Annotated in this window: 19 protein-coding genes; 3 read left to right on the top strand and 16 right to left on the bottom strand. The window is 71.2% G+C overall.

Annotated elements, in window-relative coordinates; all coding sequences use genetic code 11:
• Positions 1 to 15: 15 nt before the first annotated feature.
• The 6 genes from ACQPZA_RS08010 to ACQPZA_RS07985 all read right to left on the bottom strand — a co-directional run bounded on the left by ACQPZA_RS08010 (position 16) and on the right by ACQPZA_RS07985 (position 4,593).
• A complete protein-coding gene (locus ACQPZA_RS08010; RefSeq protein ID WP_433279651.1) occupies positions 16 to 912 on the bottom strand; it encodes an SDR family oxidoreductase in 897 nt (298 codons plus the stop codon).
• Between the two features lie 110 nt (positions 913 to 1,022).
• Positions 1,023 to 1,661 (bottom strand): anti-sigma factor family protein, encoded by a 639-nt coding sequence (locus tag ACQPZA_RS08005; RefSeq protein ID WP_169395982.1) that lies wholly within the window; start codon positions 1,659 to 1,661, stop codon positions 1,023 to 1,025.
• Positions 1,658 to 2,185, bottom strand: coding sequence for a sigma-70 family RNA polymerase sigma factor (locus tag ACQPZA_RS08000; RefSeq protein ID WP_169395997.1), 528 nt, complete (start codon positions 2,183 to 2,185; stop codon positions 1,658 to 1,660). The genes ACQPZA_RS08005 and ACQPZA_RS08000 overlap by 4 nt, the downstream gene beginning before the upstream one ends.
• A 75-nt stretch (positions 2,186 to 2,260) precedes the next feature.
• Positions 2,261 to 3,190, bottom strand: coding sequence for a TIGR03619 family F420-dependent LLM class oxidoreductase (locus ACQPZA_RS07995; RefSeq protein WP_433279650.1), 930 nt, complete (start codon positions 3,188 to 3,190; stop codon positions 2,261 to 2,263).
• A gap of 18 nt (positions 3,191 to 3,208) precedes the next feature.
• Entirely contained in the window at positions 3,209 to 3,736 is a 528-nt protein-coding gene (locus tag ACQPZA_RS07990) for an MEKHLA domain-containing protein (protein WP_433279649.1), read from the bottom strand.
• A 146-nt stretch (positions 3,737 to 3,882) separates the two neighbouring features.
• Positions 3,883 to 4,593, bottom strand: coding sequence for an SDR family oxidoreductase (locus ACQPZA_RS07985; protein ID WP_433279648.1), 711 nt, complete (start codon positions 4,591 to 4,593; stop codon positions 3,883 to 3,885).
• 93 nt (positions 4,594 to 4,686) lie between these two features.
• On the opposite strand from ACQPZA_RS07985, the gene ACQPZA_RS07980 reads away from it, so the two are divergent.
• The gene (locus ACQPZA_RS07980; protein WP_433279647.1) at positions 4,687 to 5,142 is read left to right on the top strand and encodes a winged helix-turn-helix transcriptional regulator; all 456 of its coding nucleotides are present in this window, start codon (positions 4,687 to 4,689) and stop codon (positions 5,140 to 5,142) included.
• A 21-nt stretch (positions 5,143 to 5,163) separates the two neighbouring features.
• Here the strand turns inward: ACQPZA_RS07980 and ACQPZA_RS07975 are convergent, their stop codons facing one another.
• From ACQPZA_RS07975 to ACQPZA_RS07960, 4 genes are read right to left on the bottom strand one after another with little or no spacing between them, the layout of a single operon-like run.
• Entirely contained in the window at positions 5,164 to 7,173 is a 2,010-nt protein-coding gene (locus ACQPZA_RS07975) for an ABC transporter ATP-binding protein (RefSeq protein ID WP_433279646.1), read from the bottom strand.
• Positions 7,170 to 8,948, bottom strand: coding sequence for an ABC transporter ATP-binding protein (locus ACQPZA_RS07970; RefSeq protein WP_433279645.1), 1,779 nt, complete (start codon positions 8,946 to 8,948; stop codon positions 7,170 to 7,172). Before ACQPZA_RS07970 ends, ACQPZA_RS07975 begins: the two co-directional genes overlap by 4 nt.
• A complete protein-coding gene (locus ACQPZA_RS07965; RefSeq protein ID WP_211174164.1) occupies positions 8,942 to 9,589 on the bottom strand; it encodes a TetR/AcrR family transcriptional regulator in 648 nt (215 codons plus the stop codon). The genes ACQPZA_RS07970 and ACQPZA_RS07965 overlap by 7 nt, the downstream gene beginning before the upstream one ends.
• Positions 9,590 to 9,617: 28 nt before the next feature.
• Complete coding sequence (locus ACQPZA_RS07960) at positions 9,618 to 10,484, bottom strand: alpha/beta fold hydrolase (RefSeq protein WP_433279644.1); 867 nt, start codon at positions 10,482 to 10,484, stop codon at positions 9,618 to 9,620.
• A 75-nt stretch (positions 10,485 to 10,559) separates the two neighbouring features.
• Here ACQPZA_RS07960 and ACQPZA_RS07955 point away from each other — a divergent pair, with 75 nt between their 5' ends.
• Positions 10,560 to 11,345 (top strand): TetR/AcrR family transcriptional regulator C-terminal domain-containing protein, encoded by a 786-nt coding sequence (locus ACQPZA_RS07955; RefSeq protein WP_433279643.1) that lies wholly within the window; start codon positions 10,560 to 10,562, stop codon positions 11,343 to 11,345.
• A 75-nt stretch (positions 11,346 to 11,420) separates the two neighbouring features.
• On the opposite strand, the gene ACQPZA_RS07950 is transcribed toward ACQPZA_RS07955, so the two are convergent.
• Genes ACQPZA_RS07950 through ACQPZA_RS07930 form a run of 5 tightly spaced genes read right to left on the bottom strand, consistent with a single transcriptional unit; the run spans position 11,421 to position 17,047 of the window.
• A complete protein-coding gene (locus ACQPZA_RS07950; RefSeq protein WP_433279642.1) occupies positions 11,421 to 12,512 on the bottom strand; it encodes a mandelate racemase/muconate lactonizing enzyme family protein in 1,092 nt (363 codons plus the stop codon).
• Positions 12,509 to 13,894, bottom strand: a complete 1,386-nt coding sequence (locus tag ACQPZA_RS07945) for a cellulase family glycosylhydrolase (protein ID WP_433279641.1) — start codon at positions 13,892 to 13,894, stop codon at positions 12,509 to 12,511. The genes ACQPZA_RS07950 and ACQPZA_RS07945 overlap by 4 nt, the downstream gene beginning before the upstream one ends.
• Positions 13,895 to 13,929: 35 nt before the next feature.
• The gene (locus tag ACQPZA_RS07940) at positions 13,930 to 14,826 is read right to left on the bottom strand and encodes a carbohydrate ABC transporter permease (RefSeq protein WP_169395975.1); all 897 of its coding nucleotides are present in this window, start codon (positions 14,824 to 14,826) and stop codon (positions 13,930 to 13,932) included.
• A complete protein-coding gene (locus ACQPZA_RS07935) occupies positions 14,826 to 15,767 on the bottom strand; it encodes a carbohydrate ABC transporter permease (protein ID WP_433282713.1) in 942 nt (313 codons plus the stop codon). The genes ACQPZA_RS07940 and ACQPZA_RS07935 overlap by 1 nt, the downstream gene beginning before the upstream one ends.
• Complete coding sequence (locus tag ACQPZA_RS07930; RefSeq protein ID WP_433279640.1) at positions 15,764 to 17,047, bottom strand: extracellular solute-binding protein; 1,284 nt, start codon at positions 17,045 to 17,047, stop codon at positions 15,764 to 15,766. Before ACQPZA_RS07930 ends, ACQPZA_RS07935 begins: the two co-directional genes overlap by 4 nt.
• 247 nt (positions 17,048 to 17,294) lie before the next feature.
• Here ACQPZA_RS07930 and ACQPZA_RS07925 point away from each other — a divergent pair, with 247 nt between their 5' ends.
• The gene (locus ACQPZA_RS07925) at positions 17,295 to 18,341 is read left to right on the top strand and encodes a LacI family DNA-binding transcriptional regulator (RefSeq protein WP_433279639.1); all 1,047 of its coding nucleotides are present in this window, start codon (positions 17,295 to 17,297) and stop codon (positions 18,339 to 18,341) included.
• Between the two features lie 191 nt (positions 18,342 to 18,532).
• Here the strand turns inward: ACQPZA_RS07925 and ACQPZA_RS07920 are convergent, their stop codons facing one another.
• Positions 18,533 to 19,249: a GntR family transcriptional regulator gene (locus tag ACQPZA_RS07920; RefSeq protein WP_312859100.1), complete on the bottom strand. Its 717-nt coding sequence runs from the start codon at positions 19,247 to 19,249 to the stop codon at positions 18,533 to 18,535.
• Positions 19,250 to 19,293: the final 44 nt, after the last annotated feature.

Below are 19,293 nucleotides of genomic sequence, written 5' to 3'. Positions count from 1 at the left end.
ATCATCGAACGCCGATCAGGTGATCGGAGAACCGCCGGTCACCCCGATCACCTCCGAGGTGATGTAGCTCGACTCCTGGGAGGCCAGGAACACGTAGATGGGGGCGAGCTCCGCAGGCTGCGCGGCCCGCCCCAGCGGCGACTGCTGTCCGAACGACTCGAGCTTGTCCTCCGGCATCGTCGCCGGGATCAGCGGTGTCCACACCGGACCGGGAGCCACGGAGTTGGCCCGGATGCCCTTCTCCGTGACGTCGTTGCCCAACGCCTTGGTGAAGTTGACGATCGCCGCCTTGGACGTGGCGTAGTCCATCAGGTGCGGCGAGGGGTTGAAGGCCTGCACCGACGAGGTCGTGATGATCGACGACCCCTCCGGCATGTGCGGGATCGCCGCCTTGCAGAGCCAGAACATCGCGTACACGTTCGTCTTCATCACGCGGTCGAACTGCTCGGTGGTGATGGCGTCGATGCCGCCGTCCTGCGACATCTGGTAGGCGGCGTTGCTCACCAGCACGTCGATCCGGCCGAACTCCTGCACCGCCCGGTCGACCACCGCCCGGCACTGCGCCTCCTCGCGGAGGTCACCGGGCACGGTCACCGCCGTGCGACCCGCCTCCTCGACGAGCCGGACGGTCTCCTGGGCGTCCTTCTCCTCCGACTCCAGGTAGGAGATGAGCACGTCGGCGCCCTCCCGGGCGAACGCGAGCGCGACGGCCCGGCCGATTCCGGAGTCGCCGCCGGTGATCACGGCCTTCCGGCCCTCCAGGCGCCCGGTGCCCCGGTAGGTCTCCTCGCCGTGGTCGGGACGCACGTCCAGCTCCCCCGTGCGGCCCGGGTACGCCACGGTCTCATCGCCACTTCCCGGGGCGCCGTGCTGCTCGCCAGGGTCCCGCGGGGTGAACTGGTCCTTGCTCATCGATCGTCTCCGTTCGCGTCGCGCCATCTGCGCGCAACGTTCCCCGCAGGAACGATCGCAATCCTCGGATCCGGGTCCGGCTTCAGCCGGGCAACGTCAGCAGGGCAACGTCAGCAGGGCAGCGTCATCAGCGGTCGCCCGTCGATCGTGCGGACCTGGATGAAAGCCAGCTGGCTGCGGGGAATGGCGGTGGCTCCGCTGATGGTGACCCGGCCGCCCGGGGTGGCCCCCCAGTTGGCCGCCACCTCGGTGTGCCCGTCGCGGGCGGTGGCGTACGCGCGATAGCCCGGCGCCGGAGGCAGCCCGGTGAGCTGGAGCTGCACCGCGGTGCCCCACGTCCGTTGCTCCATGGTCCCCATGCCCGCTGCGGTGACGCCGGTCGCGACGGCCAGCGGGGTGGCGGCGGCGGTCGGGATCACCTGGGGCAGCGCGGCGGCGATGGCCACGGCGGCGGCCGCCGAGGCCACGAGCTTCCATCTGCGCAGCCGGCGGCTGTGGAGATCGTCGTCCTCCTTCACGGCCTCGATCGCCCGCGACAGGAGACCGGGGCCCGGCACCAGCAGCCGCTGGCGTGCCTCGGCGGGGTTGAGGCTCCCGAGGAGCGCCGGGATCGGGGCCAGCTCGGCCAGTTCGGTGAGGCACTCGCCGCAGTCGGCGACGTGCTGGTCGACGACGGCACGCTCGTCCGGTTCGAGGCTGCCGACGAGGTAGGCGCCGAGCTCGAGCCGCCTGCACTCGCCGTCGGTCACCGGGCCACCTCCATCTCCTCCAGCACCAGTCGAAGCGCGCGCAGCGCATAGTACGTGCGGGATTTGACGGTGCCGGGGGGAATGCCGAGCCGTTGCGCGGCCTCGTTCACCGACCGTCCCTCGTAGTACGTCTCGACGAGGACCGTGCGGTGCTCGATGCTCAGCCGATCGAGCGCGTCGGCGACCGTCCAGCGCTGCACCGCCTGTTCGAGGTCGTCGGCGGCGGGTGCCGCGCCCAGGGCGCGCTCGTCCGAGACGGTCGTCGGGCGTGCGGCGTCGGAGCGCCACAGGTCGGTGACGAGGTTGCGGGCCGTGGTGAACAGCCAGCCCCGCAGCTCCTCGGGGCCGCGGTTGAGCTTGTGGGCGCGCCGCCAGGCCCGGACGAACGTCTCCTGCACGACTTCCTCAGCCCTTGCCCGGTCGCCGGTCAACCGCACAACGTAACCATAAAGCGGTCCAGCGACGTCCTCGTACAGCGCTCGGACGAACGTCTCCGCGTGAACGGCGCTCTGCGATACGGTCACACAATGGAGAACGGGCCACGCGGAGAAGTAGTTCAACCCTCACGCATTTTGTGACCCAAGCCATGTAACCGCTGATCAGTGCAGTCCGGCAGCGTCGAGCTCACCCAGCACCTGGAGTGCCAGGTCGAGCAGCTCCTCCCCGCCCCGGGCCGTCCAGGTGAGATCGATGAGGACCTCGGTGGCGCCGAGCTCGGCGAGGTCGGCGATGTCGTCGACTACCTGCTGTAACGATCCGTGGAACGGTTGCCGGTCGGCCCGGGCCACCGGTGGCCGGAAGACGACGTTCGCGCGCGGGATCAGCTCGAGGAGCCCGGGGTCCCGGCCGAGCTCCGCCGCGCGGTCGCGGATCTGCTTCCAACCCTTCTCGATCGCCCCCGCGGACGTACCCACGGGCAGCCAGCCGTCGGCCTTGCCGGCGATGCGCTCGATCGACCGGCGGGTGGTCCCATCACCCAGCAGCACCGGGAGCGGCGCCGCAGGCTTCGGAGACACGAGCGCGTTCTCGATGACCATCCGCGAGTCGCGGTACGACACCGGGTCGGGCCCCCACAGCGCGCGGCAGGCGTCGACCGCCTCGTCGAGGGAGCGGCCGCGGTGGACGAAGTCCGCGCCGGCCCCGCGGTACTCGTCACTCGACGTGCCGCAGCCGAAGCCGGCGACCACCCGCCCGCCACTGGCGAGGTCGAGGGTGGCCAGGGCTCTGGCCAGGTGCAGGGACGAATGCAACGGGGCCACGATGACGCAGGTGCCCAGCCGCACGTCCTGCGTCGCCACCGATGCGAGCGCGAGGACGGTGAAGGGGTCGGCGCAGGTCCGGTAGCCGTCCGACCACGGCAGACCCGGCACGCCGTTGCGGCCACCGGCGGCCGGAAGGGGGAACAGCACCCGTTCGTAGACCCAGAGGCTCGAATACCCCGCACGCTCCGCTCCCCGGGCGATGCGCGCGACGTCGCTCTCGATGTCGTACCGATCGGTGCGCTGGGGAAGACCCAGCCCGAACCTCACGTCACTGTTCCTGCTTTCCTAGAAAGCGGTCCGCCCGACCTCCGGCCGGGTTGTCGACGCGTCGGAGTACCGGTAGAAGACGGCTGCCTGTCCGACCCGGACGCCGCCGACACTCACGAGGTTCCACATGGTGACGTCTTCAATCCAGAACCGCCGACCGGATCTCGCGATGCGAAGCCCCCGGTAGCCGGTGGAGAACTGGTACTCCCGGACCTCCGCGAGCAACCGGTTGCGGTCCTCCTGGCGGTCCGGCTCGGCGGAGAGCCGGGATCTCAGTCCGGTGAACTCGTCCCAACCGTACTCGAAACACCGCTGCGCGGTCCGGTTCGCGTAGACGAACCGGGGATCGGCGTCGGCGTCGTGCGCCAGCAGGCCGAACGGCGCGTCCTCGTAGAGCCAGCGTGCGGTGGTCGCCGGGTCGACCAGCGGCGCCCCGACGAACCGCTGGTGGCTGTCCACCAGCAGGCGGAAGAAGTCGGGGTCCTCCGCCGAGGACGGGAGGCGGGAGCCCGAGTCACCGGGGACAGGTCCGAGCGTCGAATCCACACCGACGAGAACGGCCGGCCGGAGGCACCTGTTCCGCCGGCCGAGGCCGGGGACCGTGGCCCCGATCTCCGGCCCTGCTCGTCGACCAAGCTCTCGACCTCGGACTGCCCGAGCCCCCGCCGGTCCGAGGCCGGCGGCGGTAGGACTCAGGACGAGGTGGCAGCCAGCTGCGGGTACAGCGCCACGACGCCGCCCGCGAGACCGGCCTGCACGGTCTTGCTGAGCTCGTCAGCCAGCACCTCGTGGGCGCCCGCCTGCACACCGTCCAGTGCGAGGGCGGCAACGACCGCCGGGTCGCTCTTAGGGAGGGTGGCGTTGGCTGCCATGTCGGTGTCCATGTAACCGACGTGCAGGGCGGTGGTCGTGATGCCCTTGGGCGCGAGCCGCAGTCGCAGGACGTTGGTCATCGCCCAGCTCGCGGCCTTGGCCGCGGAGTACGCCTCGTGCGGCGCGACGTGCACCCAGGACAGCACGGACAGCACGTTCAGCACGGCGCCGCCCCCGTTGGCCTCGATCACCGGCGCGAACGCACGGGTGGTCTGCAGCGTGCCGAAGTAGGACGTCTCCATGTCGAGCCGGATCTTGTCGAGGTCGCCGTCGAGCAGGTCGGTGAACGTGTCGATGCCGGCGTTGTTGACGAGCAGGGTCGCGTCGCTCGCCACGGCCGCGGCCGCCGCCACCGACCCCGGGTCGGTGATGTCGATCTGCAGCGGTACCACGCCGGGCAGGTCGATCGAGGCGGGGTTGCGCGCCCCGGCGTAGACCCTCGCCCCTCGCGCCGCGAGCTGCGCCGCGAACTGCCGGCCGAGCCCCCTGTTCGCACCGGTGACCACCGCGACCGAGTTCTGGATGTCCATACCGTCCTCCTGTGTCCTGACCGTCAACCTGAGTAGTCGTTTCAAACTAAGCTAGCTCAGTAGGATATGGCAAGTCAGGGTTAGACTGGACACATGACGCCCGCGGAGAAGAACAGGATGTGCTCGATCGCGCGCTCGCTCGAGGTGCTGGGCGAACGCTGGACGTTCCTGATCCTGCGCGAGGCCCTCGAGGGCATCACCCGGTTCGCCGATTTCCGCGCCACGCTCGGCGTGGCCCCTGACGTGCTCAGCAACCGGCTGGCCACGCTAGTGGAGGCGGGCGTGCTGGAGAAGCACCCTTATCGCGAACCGGGCGCGCGCGTGCGCGACAGCTACCACCTGACGCCCGCGGGCCGTGACCTGCGGCTGGTGCTCGGCGCCCTGCAGCAGTGGGGCGACGAGCACCGGCCCTACGAGTTCGGACCCACGGCGGTGCGGCGCACCGTGGACGGCGACCGCCCGGTGCACGTGGGGTTCATCGACGACACCGGTCGCGAGGTGCCCGTGGACGAGGTGACGTTCATCAAGATGGCCTCCGACCCCGCCTGAGCCTCTCCGGCACAGCCGGGTTCAGTCGGCCTGCGCCGACGCCGCCGAGAACTGTGCCGCGTACAGCTCGTGGTAGGCCCCGCGGGCGGCCAGCAGCTCGTCGTGCGTGCCCTGCTCGACGATGCGCCCCGACTCCATCACGAGGATCAGGTCGGCGTCCCGGATCGTCGAGAGCCGGTGGGCGATCACGAAGCTGGTGCGGTCCGACCGCAGCGCCGCCATCGCCCGCTGCACCAGCACCTCCGTCCGCGTGTCCACCGAGCTGGTGGCCTCGTCGAGGATGAGCAGCGTCGGGTCGGCGAGGAACGCCCGCGCGATCGTGATCAGCTGCTTCTCGCCCGCGCTGACGTTGCCGCCCTCGTCGTCGATCACCGTGTCGTAGCCGTCGGGCAGGCTGCGGACGAAGCGGTCGACGTAGGTCGCCCGGGCCGCCGCCAGGATCTGCTCCTCGCTCGCCGTGGGGTCGCCGTAGCCGATGTTGTCGCGGATCGTGCCGCCGAAGAGCCACGTGTCCTGCAGCACCATCCCGACGCCGGAGCGCAGGGTCGCGCGGTCCATCGTCGCGGTGTCCACGCCGTCGAGGGTGATCCGGCCGGAGTCGAGCTCGTAGAACCGCATGATCAGGTTGACCAGCGTGGTCTTGCCCGCCCCGGTCGGCCCGACGATCGCGATGGTCTGGCCCGGCTCCGCGGTCAGCGACAGGTCGTCGATGAGGGGCTCGTCCGGCTGGTACCGGAACGAGACGTGCTCGAAGACCACCCGGCCCTGGCGCGTGGCCGGCACCGCGGGCACGGCCGGGTCGGGCACCTGCTCCTCGGCGTCGAGCAGCTCGAACACCCGCTCGGCCGATGCCACCCCGGACTGCAGCAGGTTGGCCATCGAGGCCACCTGGGTCAGGGGCTGGGTGAACTGGCGCGAGTACTGGATGAAGGCCTGGACGTCGCCGAGGCTCATCGAGCCCGACGCCACCCGCAGGCCACCGACCACGGCCACCAGCACGTAGTTCAGGTTCCCGATGAACATCATCGACGGCATGATGATCCCGGAGATGAACTGCGCCCGGAAGCTGGCGTCGTACAGCCGCTCGTTCTTCGCCGCGAAGTCCGCCTCCACCTCACGGCGCCGCCCGAACACCCGCACCAGCTCGTGACCGGTGAACGCCTCCTCGATGTGGGCGTTGAGCATCCCGGTGTTGCGCCACTGCGCCACGAACTGCTTCTGCGACCGCTTCGCGATGGCACGGGTGACCAGCACCGAGACCGGGATCGTGACGAGCGCGACCAGCGCCAGCAGCGGTGAGATCACCAGCATCATCGCCAGCACACCGACCACGGTGAGCACGGACGTCAGCAGCTGGCTCATGGTCTGCTGCAGGGTCTGGGAGATGTTGTCGATGTCGTTGGTGACCCGGCTGAGCACCTCGCCCCGCTGCTGGCGGTCGAAGTAGCGCAGCGGCAGCCGGTTGAGCTTGTCCTCCACCTCCCGGCGCAACGAGAAGATCGTGCGCTGGACGATCCCGTTGAGCAGGTACCCCTGCAGCCAGCCGAACAGCGAGGCGGCCACGTAGATCGCGACGACGCCGAGCAGCACCTGACCGAGCAACCCGAAGTCGATGCCCTGCCCGGGCACCACCGACTGGCCCTCGATCACGTTGGCGAAGGTCTCGTTGCCCGCGGCACGCGCCGCGTCGGCCGCCTCGGCGGTGGTGATGCCGGGAGGCAGCTGTCGCCCGATCACGCCGGCGAAGATCACGTCGGTGGCGTGGCCGAGGATCTTCGGGCCGATCACCGAGAGCGTCACGCTGACGATGCCGAGTACGACCACCACGATCGCCCCGGCCCGCTCGGGCGCGAGCCTGCCGAACAGCCTGCGCGCCGACGGGCCGAAGTCCATCGACTTCTCCGCCGGCATCCCGGCCGACGCCCACGGCGGCCCACCGCCCCGGCGAGCGGCTGTCATCTCCCGTGCCGCACGGCCGGTGTCGTCGCCGCCCTTGCCCGGCGGGACGGTGGTCGGGGACGGGCTGGTCATGCCATTTCCTCTGCACTGATCCGGACGGCACCGAGCTCTTCTGCACCGAACTCTTCTGCACTGAACTGGGACGCGACGATCTCGACGTAGGTGGGGCAGCCGGCGAGCAGCTCGTCGTGGGTGCCGATGCCGACGACGGCACCGTCGTCGAGCACGACGATCTGGTCGGCGTCCCGGATGCTGGCCACCCGCTGCGCGACCACCAGCACCGTCGCCGTCTTCGTGACGGGCCGCAGCGCCGCGCGCAGCCGGGCGTCGGTGGCCAGGTCGAGCGCGGAGAACGAGTCGTCGAAGAGGTAGACCTGGGGGGCCCTGACGAGCAGCCGGGCGATGGCGAGCCGCTGGCGCTGGCCGCCGGAGACGTTCGTGCCGCCCTGGGTGATCGGCGCGTCCAGGCCCTCGGGCATGGCGCGCACGAAGTCGGCGCCCTGGGCCACCTCCAGCGCCGCCCACAGCTGGTCGTCGGTGGCGTCGGGGTTGCCGTAGCGCAGGTTGCTCGCCACGGTGCCGGAGAACAGGTAGGGCTTCTGCGGCACGATCCCGACCCGGCCCCAGAGGTACTCGGGGTCGAGCTCACGCACGTCGGTGCCGTCGACGAGGACCGCGCCGCCCGTCGCGTCGAACAGGCGGGGCACGAGCCCGAGCAGGGTGGTCTTGCCCGCGCCGGTGCTCCCGACGATCGCCGTGGTGGTGCCCGGCCGCGCGGTGAAGGTGACGTCGCGCAGCACGGGTTCGGCCGCACCCGGATAGGCGAAGCCCGCCCCACGCAGCTCCAGCACCCCCGTGGCGACCTGCGGGACGACGGGCGTCTCGGGGAGGGCCACCGAGGACTCGGTGTCGAGCACCTCGTTGATGCGCTCCGCGCAGACGGCCGCGCGGGGGATCATCATCACCATGAACGTGGCCATCATGACGGCCATGAGGATCTGGGTGAGGTAGGTCAGGAACGCGGTGAGCGCGCCGACCTGCATCTGCCCCGTGTCGATCCGCCCGGCGCCGAACCACAGCACCGCCACGCTCGAGATGTTCAGCACGAGCATGACGATCGGGAAGATCCTGGCCTGGAGGCGCCCGACCCGCAGGGCCACGTCCGTGAGGTCGGTGTTGGCCCGGGCGAACCGCGCCGTCTCCTCCGGCTCGCGGACGAACGCCCGGACCACCCGGATGCCGGTGATCTGCTCACGGAGGATGCGGTTCACGTCGTCGATGCGCGTCTGCATGCTGCGGAAGCCCGGGACCATCCGCACGATCACGGCCCCGATCGAGAGCGCCAGCACGGGGACGCAGACCAGCACCAGCCAGGACAGCTGCGCGTCCTCCTGCAGGGCCATGATCACCCCGCCGAAACACATGATCGGCGCGGTCACCAGCATCGTGCAGGACAGCAGCACGAGCATCTGGACCTGCTGGACGTCGTTGGTGCCGCGGGTGATCAGCGACGGGGCGCCGAACCGGTTGACCTCACGCGCGGAGAACTCCCCCACCCGGTGGAACAACGCGCCCCGGACGTCCCGGCCGAAGCCCATGGCGGTCTGCGAGCCGACGTACACGGCCGCGACCGAGCACACGATCTGGACCAGCGCGACGAGCAGCATCCACGCGCCGACGGTCACGATGTAGCCCGTGTCGCCGCGGGCGATGCCCTGGTCGATGATGCGGGCGTTGAGGCTCGGCAGGTAGAGCGACGCCATCGTCCCGAGCAGCTGCAGCGCCACGACCACCAGCAACGGCCGGGAGTAGGGGCGCAGCCGCTCGCGCAACAGGCGAATCAGCATGGGTGGTCCTCTGGGTCGGGGCGTGCGGGGAGCGGTGCGGAGAGGCCGTCGAGCAGCACGGTGACGATCTGCTCGGCGGAGAGCTGGCGCCCGTCGGCGATGAGCGGGTGGGTGCCGGAGAAGACGAGCAGCCGCAGGACATGGGCGAGTTCGGCGGCCGGCACACGCAGCCGGCACGCGTCGGGGCCGACCAGGTCGACGACGGCGGCCCGGAACCGCTCGTTGATCTCGGTCGGGTTGGCCCGGCCCGGCGGGGCCGGCCCGGCAGCTCGCCCCTCCCGGTGCGGCGGTCCGGTCCAGCCCAGCGCGTTGAGCAGGCCGAAGACGTCCGTCAGGCGACGCTGGAGCACCGTGACGGCTGCGGTGAGCCGCTCGCGGAGCGGCAGAGCCCGGTCGACGGCGGCCAGGTCGCGCAGCGTGGGCGCCGGGTCGAACGCGTCGGCCACGACGGCCTGGACCACCGACTCCTTGTCGGGGAAGACCCGGAAGATCGTGCCCTCGGCGATCCCGGCCGCCTGGGCGATCTGGCGGGTGGTCACCGCGTACCCGTGGCGCAGCACGAGCGGGAGCGTGGCGGCCACGATGGCGGCCCGGCGGTCGTCGGGCGCCATCCGGGGGGCGCGCCTGCCGTCGGAGCTCACACACGCACGGTAAATGAGCGTGCACTCATTAACAAATCAGTTCCGCCGCCGCCGCGAGCCAGGGCCGCAGGACCGGCAGGACGTTCGTGACCTGCATGGCCGACGTGTGGTCGAGCCCGGGAAGGACGTGCACCTGCCAGCCGTGGGCCTCCAGTTCGGCGCGTCGCCCGGCCAGCGGACCGGCCATGCTCACGTGCACGCCGCCCCAGCGCTCCCCGTACTCGATCTCGTCGGCCGAGCCGGCGAAGCAGAGGCGCGGACACCTCAGGCGCGGCTGCACGGCGGCGTCGTCGAAGCCCTGGAGGGCCTCGTACAGCGTCACGAACTGGCGGGCCTGCAGCTCGCTCACCCCGGTGTCCACCGTCGACCAGTCGATCTCGTCCGGCGACGGCCCGGCTCCCGACGGTGTCGGCACCGGCCGGGGCTCGGTGGCCATCCGGTGGGTCGCCAGCGTCACCTGCAGCATCTCGGCGTACGGGCCGCCGATCGGCGGGAAGCCTCCCATCGCCAGCGCCCACAGCCGGTCGGTGCGGATGGCGATCTGCAGGCCGCTCAGCGCGAGCCACGAGTAGCCGTACCAGGCGAACCGGTCGACGCCGGCGGCGTCGGCCACGGCCAGCATGTCCCTGACGACGTTCGCCGGTGTCAGCGTGTGCGGCTTGGGCGTGGCGAACACGTGACCCTCGTAGTCGAAGGCCACCACCCGGTACGCGTCGGCCAGCCCGTCGACGAGCCCTCGCCCGAGTGCCGGGTCCACACCCCACTCGCGCATCGCATCGGCCTGCGGCCCCTCGACCGGGCGGGGGTTCACCGGCAGCAGCACCGCAGGCCCGGCGCCCCGGACCTCCACCTCGATGCTCGCCCCGTCGTGCAGTCGCGCTCGGTGCATCGGCATCCGGCATCTCCCAACTCTTTATGCTGTAGAGCAACAGGGAGCGCACATTAGCTTACGACGTAAGGAGTTGTCGTCGTGGTTGTCCTCGCGGGTTCCGGCGACGCCGCGCGATCACTGCCGTTGCTCTGGCGGGAGCCGGCTCCACCCGCGCGGCGCCCCGGCCCCCGGCCGGGCCTCGGCGTCGACGCGATCGTCGCGGCGGCCGTCGCGGCGGCCGACGAGACCGGTGTGGCCGGGCTGTCCATGCGCGCGGTGGCCGAGCGGCTGGGCGTCACGGCGATGGCGCTCTACACGTACGTGCCGGGCAAGAACGAGCTGATCGACCTGATCTACGACGGCGTCCACGCCGAGCTGCCGGGCGACCACGCACTCCCCGCGGGATGGCGCGCGGGCGTCACGGCCTGGGCCGAGGACCTCGTCGCGCTCTACGTCCGGCACCCGTGGGCACTGCAGGTGTCCTTCGCCCGCCCGGTGCTCGGGCCGCACGAGCAGGCCGTGCTCGAGGACGTGGTGGGGATCCTGCGCTCCACCGGTTCGAGCCCCGAGGTGCTGCGCCGGGTGGTGAGCATGCTCTTCCACATCGTCCGCGGGACGGCCGCGACGATCGCAGAGTCGCGCGCCGCGGCCGAAGGCGGCTCCGAGCAGGAGTGGTGGGCGGGCCGCGCCGCGGTGCTCGCCGAGATCGTGCCCGACTTCGCCGACCGCTTCCCCCAGTCGACGTGGCTCGGGAGTGCGGGCGTGCCGCACCCGGCCGACGACCCCACGCCCTACCTGGAACGCGAGGCACGGGCGGCACTCGCCGTCGGCCTCGCGGTGCTGCTCGACGGCGTCGAGACGGCCCACGAAGACCCTGCCCCCTGACGCTCACGCCGAGCTCGCCGCACCATCGGGCACCGGGCGGCGCCGCGTCCCCCTGGTCGGCGCCGCCCGGGAGCCTCAGGCCGCCGAGGTGGTGAGCTCGGCATCCCGGACGAACGCCGGGTCCAACTGCACCCCCCACCCCGGGGCGGTGGGTGCGTCGACGTGGCCGTCGACGACCCGGAGCATCGGCTCGTACACCCCGCGGGTCCACGGCGTGGTCTCGATGCTCCACTCCTGGTACTGCGTGCACGCGGGCATCGCCGCCGCCAGGTGCAGCGAGAACACCTGCAGCAGCGAGTCGTTGGCGCAGTGCGGCGTGCACGGGATCCCGGCGGCCTCGGCCAGCACGGCCACCTTGCGCGCCCGCGAGACCCCGCCGATGTAGCCGATGTCGGGCTGCACGATGTCGACGGCCCGGCCGGTGATCATGCGGTGGAACTGCGTGAGCGAGATGTCCTGCTCCCCACCCGAGACGGGGATGTCCAGCGCGGCGGCCACCTGCGCGGTCTGTTCCAGCTCGGGGAACGGGCAGGGCTCCTCGAAGTGGAAGTAGCCGTGCTCCTCCAGCAGCCGGCCCACGCGGATCGCGCGGCCCACGGAGAAGCCGCCGTTGGCGTCCGCCGAGAGGTCGACGCCGTCGCCCAGCACCGCGCGCACGTGCGGGACGATCCGCTCCGTCCGGCCCGGTGCCGCGTCGGCGTCGCGGCCCATCGCCTCGCCGACACGGATCTTCGCCGCGCGGAAACCCTGCTCCGCGACGAACCCGGCGAGCCGCTCGGCCTCCTGCTCCGGGGTGACCGAGCGCAGCATGCTGGAGGCGTACATCGGCACCGACGCCCGGGCGTGCCCGCCCAGCAGCTTCGCCACCGGCTGCCCCGTGACGATGCCCAGCACGTCCCACAACGCGGTGTCGACGCCCGCGAGCGCGCGGTGCAGGAAGCTGCTCGGGAACTTGTAGTGCACGCGCAGGCACTCGTCGACCAGCGCCTCCACGTCCCAGGGGTCCCGGCCGATGAACAGCGGGGCCACCATCGTGTGCAGCACGTGTGCGCTGGTGGCGGCCTCATAGGGCGCGGTCTGCCCGATGCCGACCACGCCGTCGTCGGTGCCGACCCGCACGATCGCGAGCGGCCCGCGGACCAGCGTCTCGATCCGGGTGATCTTCACAGGTGCTTCTCCAGTACCTCGACGAGCCTGGTCCGCACCACGCTCTGCCCGAACGCGAAGCAGTCGGCCAGTGCCCGGGCCTGCTCGGCGTCGATCCCGGCGAAACAGCGGGCGAAGTCGTGCACCATCGGCTCCGCCAGCAGGATGTGGCGCACCAGCACGTGGATCCACTGCTGCTGCCCGAACGGCAGCGGGTCGAAGTCGGGGAACTCCTCGGCAACCGTGGCTTCGATCGGGTCGAGGATGTGGCGCACCCCGGTGTCGACGCCGCCCCAGACGTCCACGCCGAGCCGGGCCTTCTTCTCCAGCACCGGCGCGATCCGCTGCAGGTACGCCGAGTCCGGCGCGGCGTGCACCACGCCCTGCAGCCCGATGTCCTTGTAGGTCCAGAGGCTCCAGCCGGCGGCGTGCTCGTCGTAGATGTCGAGCTGGTCGTCGAGCACCCGGTAGCGGGCGTCGTCACGGACCGGGTCACCGCTGTAGACCGGGCCGAACTCGCCCACCCAGATCGGCGTGCCGGTGCGGCGCATGTACTCCGAGCGCTGCAGGAAACGCTGCTCGATGTAGTCGCGGTCGACGTACTGCCCGCGGGAGGTCCCCGGGTAGTCACCGCTGTCGGCGAACCCGGCCAACGCGTAGTCGTGCACCGTGTAGACCGTGTTCTCCCACGGATCGGCGAAGGCGTCGAACTCCGTGGCGTGCCGGTTGCCGTCGAGGAAGATCACGTGGTGGGGGTCCACCGCGCGGATGGCCTTGTGCAGCCGCTCGTAGAACGGGCCGATCGCCTCGCCGTCGGAGTCGGCGGGCTCGTTGAGCGGGTTGTAGCCGGCCACCCACGGGTTGTCCTTGTAGCGGTCGGCGAGCGCCTCCCACAGGTGCACCACCCGGTCCTGGAAGTGGCGATGGGTCCAGAAGAACGACCGGTGCGTCGGGTTGTCGCTGTGCCAGCGCTGGTTGTGGAAGCCGGGCGCGGCGTGCAGGTCCAGCACCGTGTAGAGGCCGTTGCGGGCGCACGCGTCGATCGCCCGGTCCAGCAGCCGGAAGCCCTCCTCCTTCAGCTCCAGCGGCCGGGCGTCGTCCTCGAAGTGGCGGTAGTGGAACGGCAGCCGCACGGAGTTCATCCCGCGCTCGGCCAGGAACCGGGCGTCCTCGTCGGTGAAGAACACCTCGAGGAAGCGGTCGAAGAACGCGTCGGCCACCTCCGGGCCGAGCACCGAGCGCATCGCCTTGCGCTGCAGCTCCTCCGTGGAGGGGTAGCCGGTGATGAAGTTCTCCATGTTCATCCAGCCGCCCAGACCCACCCCGCGCAGCCGCACGGGAACACCTGCTGCGGTGGCCAGGTGGTCGCCGTCGACCCGGATCATCACGGACTCGTCGTGCATGGGGTGGGACTCTCCTTCGTCGAACGGGATCGGGGTCACTTGCCGAAGCCGGCGGTGAGACCGCGCACGAGATGGCGGCGGCCCAGCACGTACGCGGCGAGCATCGGCAACGTCGACAGGACGACGGCCGCGAGCACGCCGGGCACGTTCACGGTGAACTCGCTCTGGAACGTCCACAGCGCCATCGGCAGCACGCGCTTGTCGGCGCTCTGGGTGAGGATCAGCGGGAACAGGAACCCGTTCCACACGTGCAGGCCGTCGTAGATCGCCACGGTCACCAGCGCGGGGCGGGCCAGCGGCAGCACGAGGTTCCACAGGATGCGCCAGTCACCGGCGCCGTCGAGCCGCATCGACTCGAACAGCTCGTTCGGGATGTCGCGCATGAAGTTCGCGAGGATCAGCACGGTGATCGGCACGGCGAACCCGATGGACGGCAGCACCAGCGCGGCGAGGCTGTCGTACAGGTGCGTCCTGGTGATCATGTAGTAGAGCGGGATGATCGTCGCGTGGGTCGGGATCGCCAGGCCCAGCAGGAACACCGAGAACGTCGAGCGGACGAACCGCCCGTTGCCCCGCACCACCGCGTAGGCGGCCATGAGCGAGATCGCCACCGTCGCCGCCACGGCGGACACCGTGATGATCACGCTGTTGAGGAAGTACAGGCCGAACCCGCTCTGCAGCACCAGCAGGTAGTTGTCGAAGGTGATGTCGGTGGGCGGGACCAGCGGGTTCGTGGAGAAGAACCCGGCCTGGCTGCGGAGGCTGGAGATCACCACGAAGTAGATCGGAAGGATGATCACCGCCAGCCAGACGAAGCCGCCGAGCCCGGCGAGCACGTTGGGCGGGCGCCGCAGACCGCGTGAGCGACGGACGGGTGCCGGCCCGGGGCGCTGTCGCACCGACCGCTCCCCCGCCGTGACCGTGACTGCCATCAGAGCCCTTCCTGCTCGCTGCTCATGCGGGCGAAGCCGGAGAACCTGGTCAGCACGAAGGCCAGTCCCAGCCCGGCCACCACGAGGATCACGGCCAGCACGCTGGCCCCGCCCATGTCGTTGGCCGAGAACCCGGTGAGGTACATGTCGAGGGGCAGCAACCGCGTCGCCGTCCCCGGACCGCCGCCGGTGAGCACGAACACCACGTCGAAGTAGGTCAGCGAGCCGGTCAGCATCAGCGTCGAGGACGTGACGATGGTGTAGCGCAGCTGCGGCAGCGTGATGTGGCGGAACTGCTGGTAGGTGCTCGCGCCGTCGATCGTGGCCGCCTCGTAGAGCGAGGTCGGGATCTGCCGGACCCCCGCCTGGTAGAGCAGCGTGTGGAACGGCACGAACTGCCAGGCGATCACGAAGATCACCACGTAGAGCACGAGGTCGGGGTCACCGAGCCAGTCCTGCGCCAGGAAGCCGAGCCCTGGCGCCCCACCGATCCCGAAGTTCGGGTCGAGGATGGCCTTGAACGCGATGGCCACGGCGGCGGAGGACAGCAGCAGCGGCACGAAGTACAGCACCGCCAGCAGCGCGCGGTAGCGCTGCGTGCCCGCGGTGAACACGCCGAGCAGCAGGCTGATCGGGGTCTGGACCAGCCAGGACACCACCATGATCTTCAGCGTCAGCAGCAGGGCCTGGCCGGTGACGGGGTCGGTGAGCACGCCGGACCAGTTGCTCCAGCCCGCCCAGCCGACCTCGCCCAGCCCGTCCCAGTCGGCGAAGCTCAGCACCACGGCACCGGCGAGCGGGACGAGCGCGAAGACCACGAAGAACGCGAGCGCGGGCACGGCGAGCAGCCCGCTGGCGCCCTTGCGTTGCGGTCGGCCCTCCGGCGCCCGGACGAGCGCCGGGGCCGGGGTCGATGCAGTCGAGACGGTCACGGCGCTCAGCTGCCGATCGTGGCGTTCATCGCGGTGGAGAACTGCTCGGGCGTGATCTGGCCGAGGAAGACCTGCTGCAGGTTGGTCAGCAGCGCGTCACCCTGCGCCGGGGTCAGCGCCTGGTCCAGCGACAGCTGGAAGTTCGGCGCCTTCGCCGTGGCGTCGTAGACGGCCCGGAAGTAGGCGGGGTCGGTCGACGCCGCGAGCTTGTCGTCGATGCCGGCCACCGGGGGCACGTTGCCGACGGCGAGCAGGTCCGCCGCGTACTGGTCGTTCAGCAGGTTGCTCTTGATGTAGTCGCGCGCCACCTGCTTCTCCTGCGGGGTGGCCTTCGCGGAGATCGACCAGTAGTTCGACGGGTTGCCCACCACGTCCGCCGGGTCGCCCTTGCCGCCCTCCACGGCGGGGAACGCGAAGTAGCCGAGCTTGCCGTCCGCGACGAACTGCGCGTCGCCCGTCTTGATCGTCTGGTAGGTGGCGGGCAGCCCGAGGGTCATCGCGGCCTTGCCCGTGTAGAGCAGCGCGACGTCGGCGCCGCTGTCGGTCGAGACGGACGCGAAGCCCTTGATGAACCCGTCCTTGTTCACCAGGTCCTGGATCATCCGGTTCGCCTGGAGCACCGCGGGGTCGGACCAGCCGTCCGGCTTGTTCGCGACGATCCCGTTCAGCACGTCGGGGCCGCCGATGCGGTCGACGAGGTAGGTGAACCACGGCAGCAGCGGCCACTTCGGCTGGCCGGCCACGGCGAACGGCGAGATGCCGGCGGCCTGGAACCGCGGCACCAGCGCCATCATCTCCCCCCAGGTGGCGGGGGGCTGGGCGCCGATCTTCGCGAACAGGTCCTTGTTGTAATAGAACATCACGGGCTTCACCCCGTTGTTGGGCACGGCGTAGGTCTTGCCGTCCACCTGCCCGACCGCCGCCACCGAGGGCAGGAAGCGGCCCTTCAGCGCGGGGTCGGCCGCGAGGTCGGAGATGTCGTCCACCGAGCCGGCCTGCACGTAGGACCGCAGCACCCCGCCGCCCCACCCGTAGATCAGGGTGGGGGCGTCGGCAGCCCCGACGGCGGTGCGGATCTTCTGCTTGTAGGGGTCGTTCGCGAACGACTGGATGGCGAACTTCTGGTCGGGATGGGCGGAGTCCCAGGCGTCGAAGGAGTTGTCGAACGCCTTCTCCGTGACCCCGCTGATGATCCACGCCGAGGCGGCGCCCCCGCCGCTCGCCTGGGGCCCCGCGGTGCCGCAGGCCGCTGCGCCGGCGAGCGCCACGGCGACTCCCACCGCGGCCACGGCCCTCCGCGTCCTGACCGATGCCTTCACTCTGCCCGCCTCTCTGACCCCGGTCCCGACGGTGGACCCGGGGCACGTCGGTGATCGCGCGGCACCGACGTCAGACGACTGGCACCGGTGCCCTGCCGAACTTTTCCGCTAGGTGGAATCTCAGCCCACTGGACTGGAACTGCAGGGATCTTGCAACGCGTCGCGGAGCGTGTCAATCGTTATCGATAACGTTTTCTACGCGCTACAGTCTGCCCCCGTGAGCTACAGCCGCGTGACCATCCACGATGTCGCCGCCCGGGCCGGCGTGTCGGTCTCGACGGTCTCCAAGGTGCTCAACGACCGCTACGGCGTCGCCACCAGCACCGTCGACCGGGTGCGCGCGGTGATCGCCGAGCTCGGGTACGAGTCGAGCCTGGTCGCGCGCAGCCTGCGCAACCACCGCACCAACGTCATCGGCGTACTCGTGTGGGACATCGAGCCCTACAGCGCCGAGCTGCTCAAGGGCGCGGCCCGCGCCATCAAGGGCACCGGGTACGAGCTGGTGGTCTACGCCGCGGGCGGGAAGGGCGCCGAGCGCATGGGCTGGGAGCACCGCTACCTGTCCCGGCTCTCCGGCACGCTGATCGACGGCGCGGTGATGGTCACGCCCACGGTGGACACCGCCCCGTTCTCCACCCCCGTCGTCGCCGTCGACCCCCACACCGGCTCGGAGGTCCCCACCGTCGACTCCGACAACTTCCGCGGCGCCCAGCTCGCCGTCGAGCACCTGCTGGGCCTGGGGCACCGGCGCATCGGCCTGCTCAGGCGGCCACCGCGCGACCTCGAGTCCGGCCCGCAGCGCGAGGAGGGCTACCGCAGCGCACTCCAGGCCGCCGGCATCACCCCCGACCCGGACCTGGTGCGGGCAGGCGGCTACGACGACTCGGCGTCCGAGGACGCAGCCCGGCACCTGCTGACCCTGCCCGACCGGCCCACGGCGATCTTCGCCGCCAACGACGTCTCCGCGATCACGACGATGGACGTCGCCGTGGCGCTGGGCCTGCGGGTACCCGGCGACCTGTCGGTCATCGGCTTCGACAACGTCCCCGAGAGCGCGATGACCGAGCCCGGGCTCACCACGATCGAGCAGCCGCTGCAGCTGATGGGCCAGCGCGCGATCGAGATGCTCGTGGAGCTGCTGGCCGGCCGCGACCTGCCCCGGACGCACGTGCGACTACCCACCCGGCTCGTGGTGCGGGGCTCGTGCGCCGCCCCACCCGCCGAGCCCCGCCGGGTCGCGGTCGAGCACTCCGCGGCCCGCTGACCACCCACTGATCGCTGCGAGACCCACCTGTTCGCCCTCCACAGGGCCGATCCGCAGATCTCGTCGCGATCTTGCCCGCGGCCCCGCCCGCTCCGCGGGCCGCCACCCGCCCGCCGACCGGGCGACTCGCGCACCGGTTCCGGGCGACTCGCGCACCGGTTTCGGGCGACTCGTGGGGGGTGGGGGCGGGGTCAGCGCCAGACGGTGATGTTGCGACGCGCCGGGCGGCTCGTCCCCTCGCTCGTGAACAGCTCGGGGGATCGCTCGCGGATCCGCTCGATGTCGTCGAACACCGCGCGCAGGTGCTCCCGCAGCGCCGTCTCGGCCGCCTCCGGGTCGCCCGCGGCGAGGGCGTCGACCACGGCCGTGTGCTGGGCGACCAGGGGGGCGACGGGGCTCACCGTGCGGAGCCCGAGGCGGCGGGCGCGGTCGAGGTGGACCTTCGCCGACTGGACGGCCCGCCACGCCCCGGCGTGGCCGCCGACGCCGAGCAGCATCTGGTGGAACTCCTCGTCGAGCCGGAAGAACTCCTCGACGTCGTCGCCCGCGGCGCGCTGCCGGGCGAGCACGTCGCGCAGGGCGGCCAGGGCCGGCGCGTCGAGGCGGTCGGCGGCGTCACGGAGGGAGGCGATCTCGATCGCCTCCCGCACGAACTGCGCATCGGCGACGTGGCGGATGTCGACCCGGGAGACGAACGAGCCGAGCTGCGGGAAGACCTGCACGAGATCCTCGTCGGCGAGCAGGATCAGGCTCTCGCGGACCGGGGTGCGCGACACGGACAGCTCGGCGGCCAGGTCGTTCTCAGAGAGCGGGGCGCCGGGCGGCAGCTCGCCGCTGACGATCCGGCGGCGCAGCTGCTCGTACACGACGACGCGTGCCGACCGGTGCCCTGGCTCCCCCCGTCCCACCGGGTCACCGTACCGGTTGCCTCCGCCAGTATGGTAGTGCTTGT

Source organism: Pseudonocardia xinjiangensis (assembly GCF_050948425.1).
In the GTDB taxonomy this organism is placed as follows: Bacteria; Actinomycetota; Actinomycetes; order Mycobacteriales; family Pseudonocardiaceae; genus Pseudonocardia; species Pseudonocardia xinjiangensis.
The sequence above is the reverse complement of the archived record's forward strand: the minus strand, read 5'-3'. Positions and strand labels throughout refer to the sequence as shown.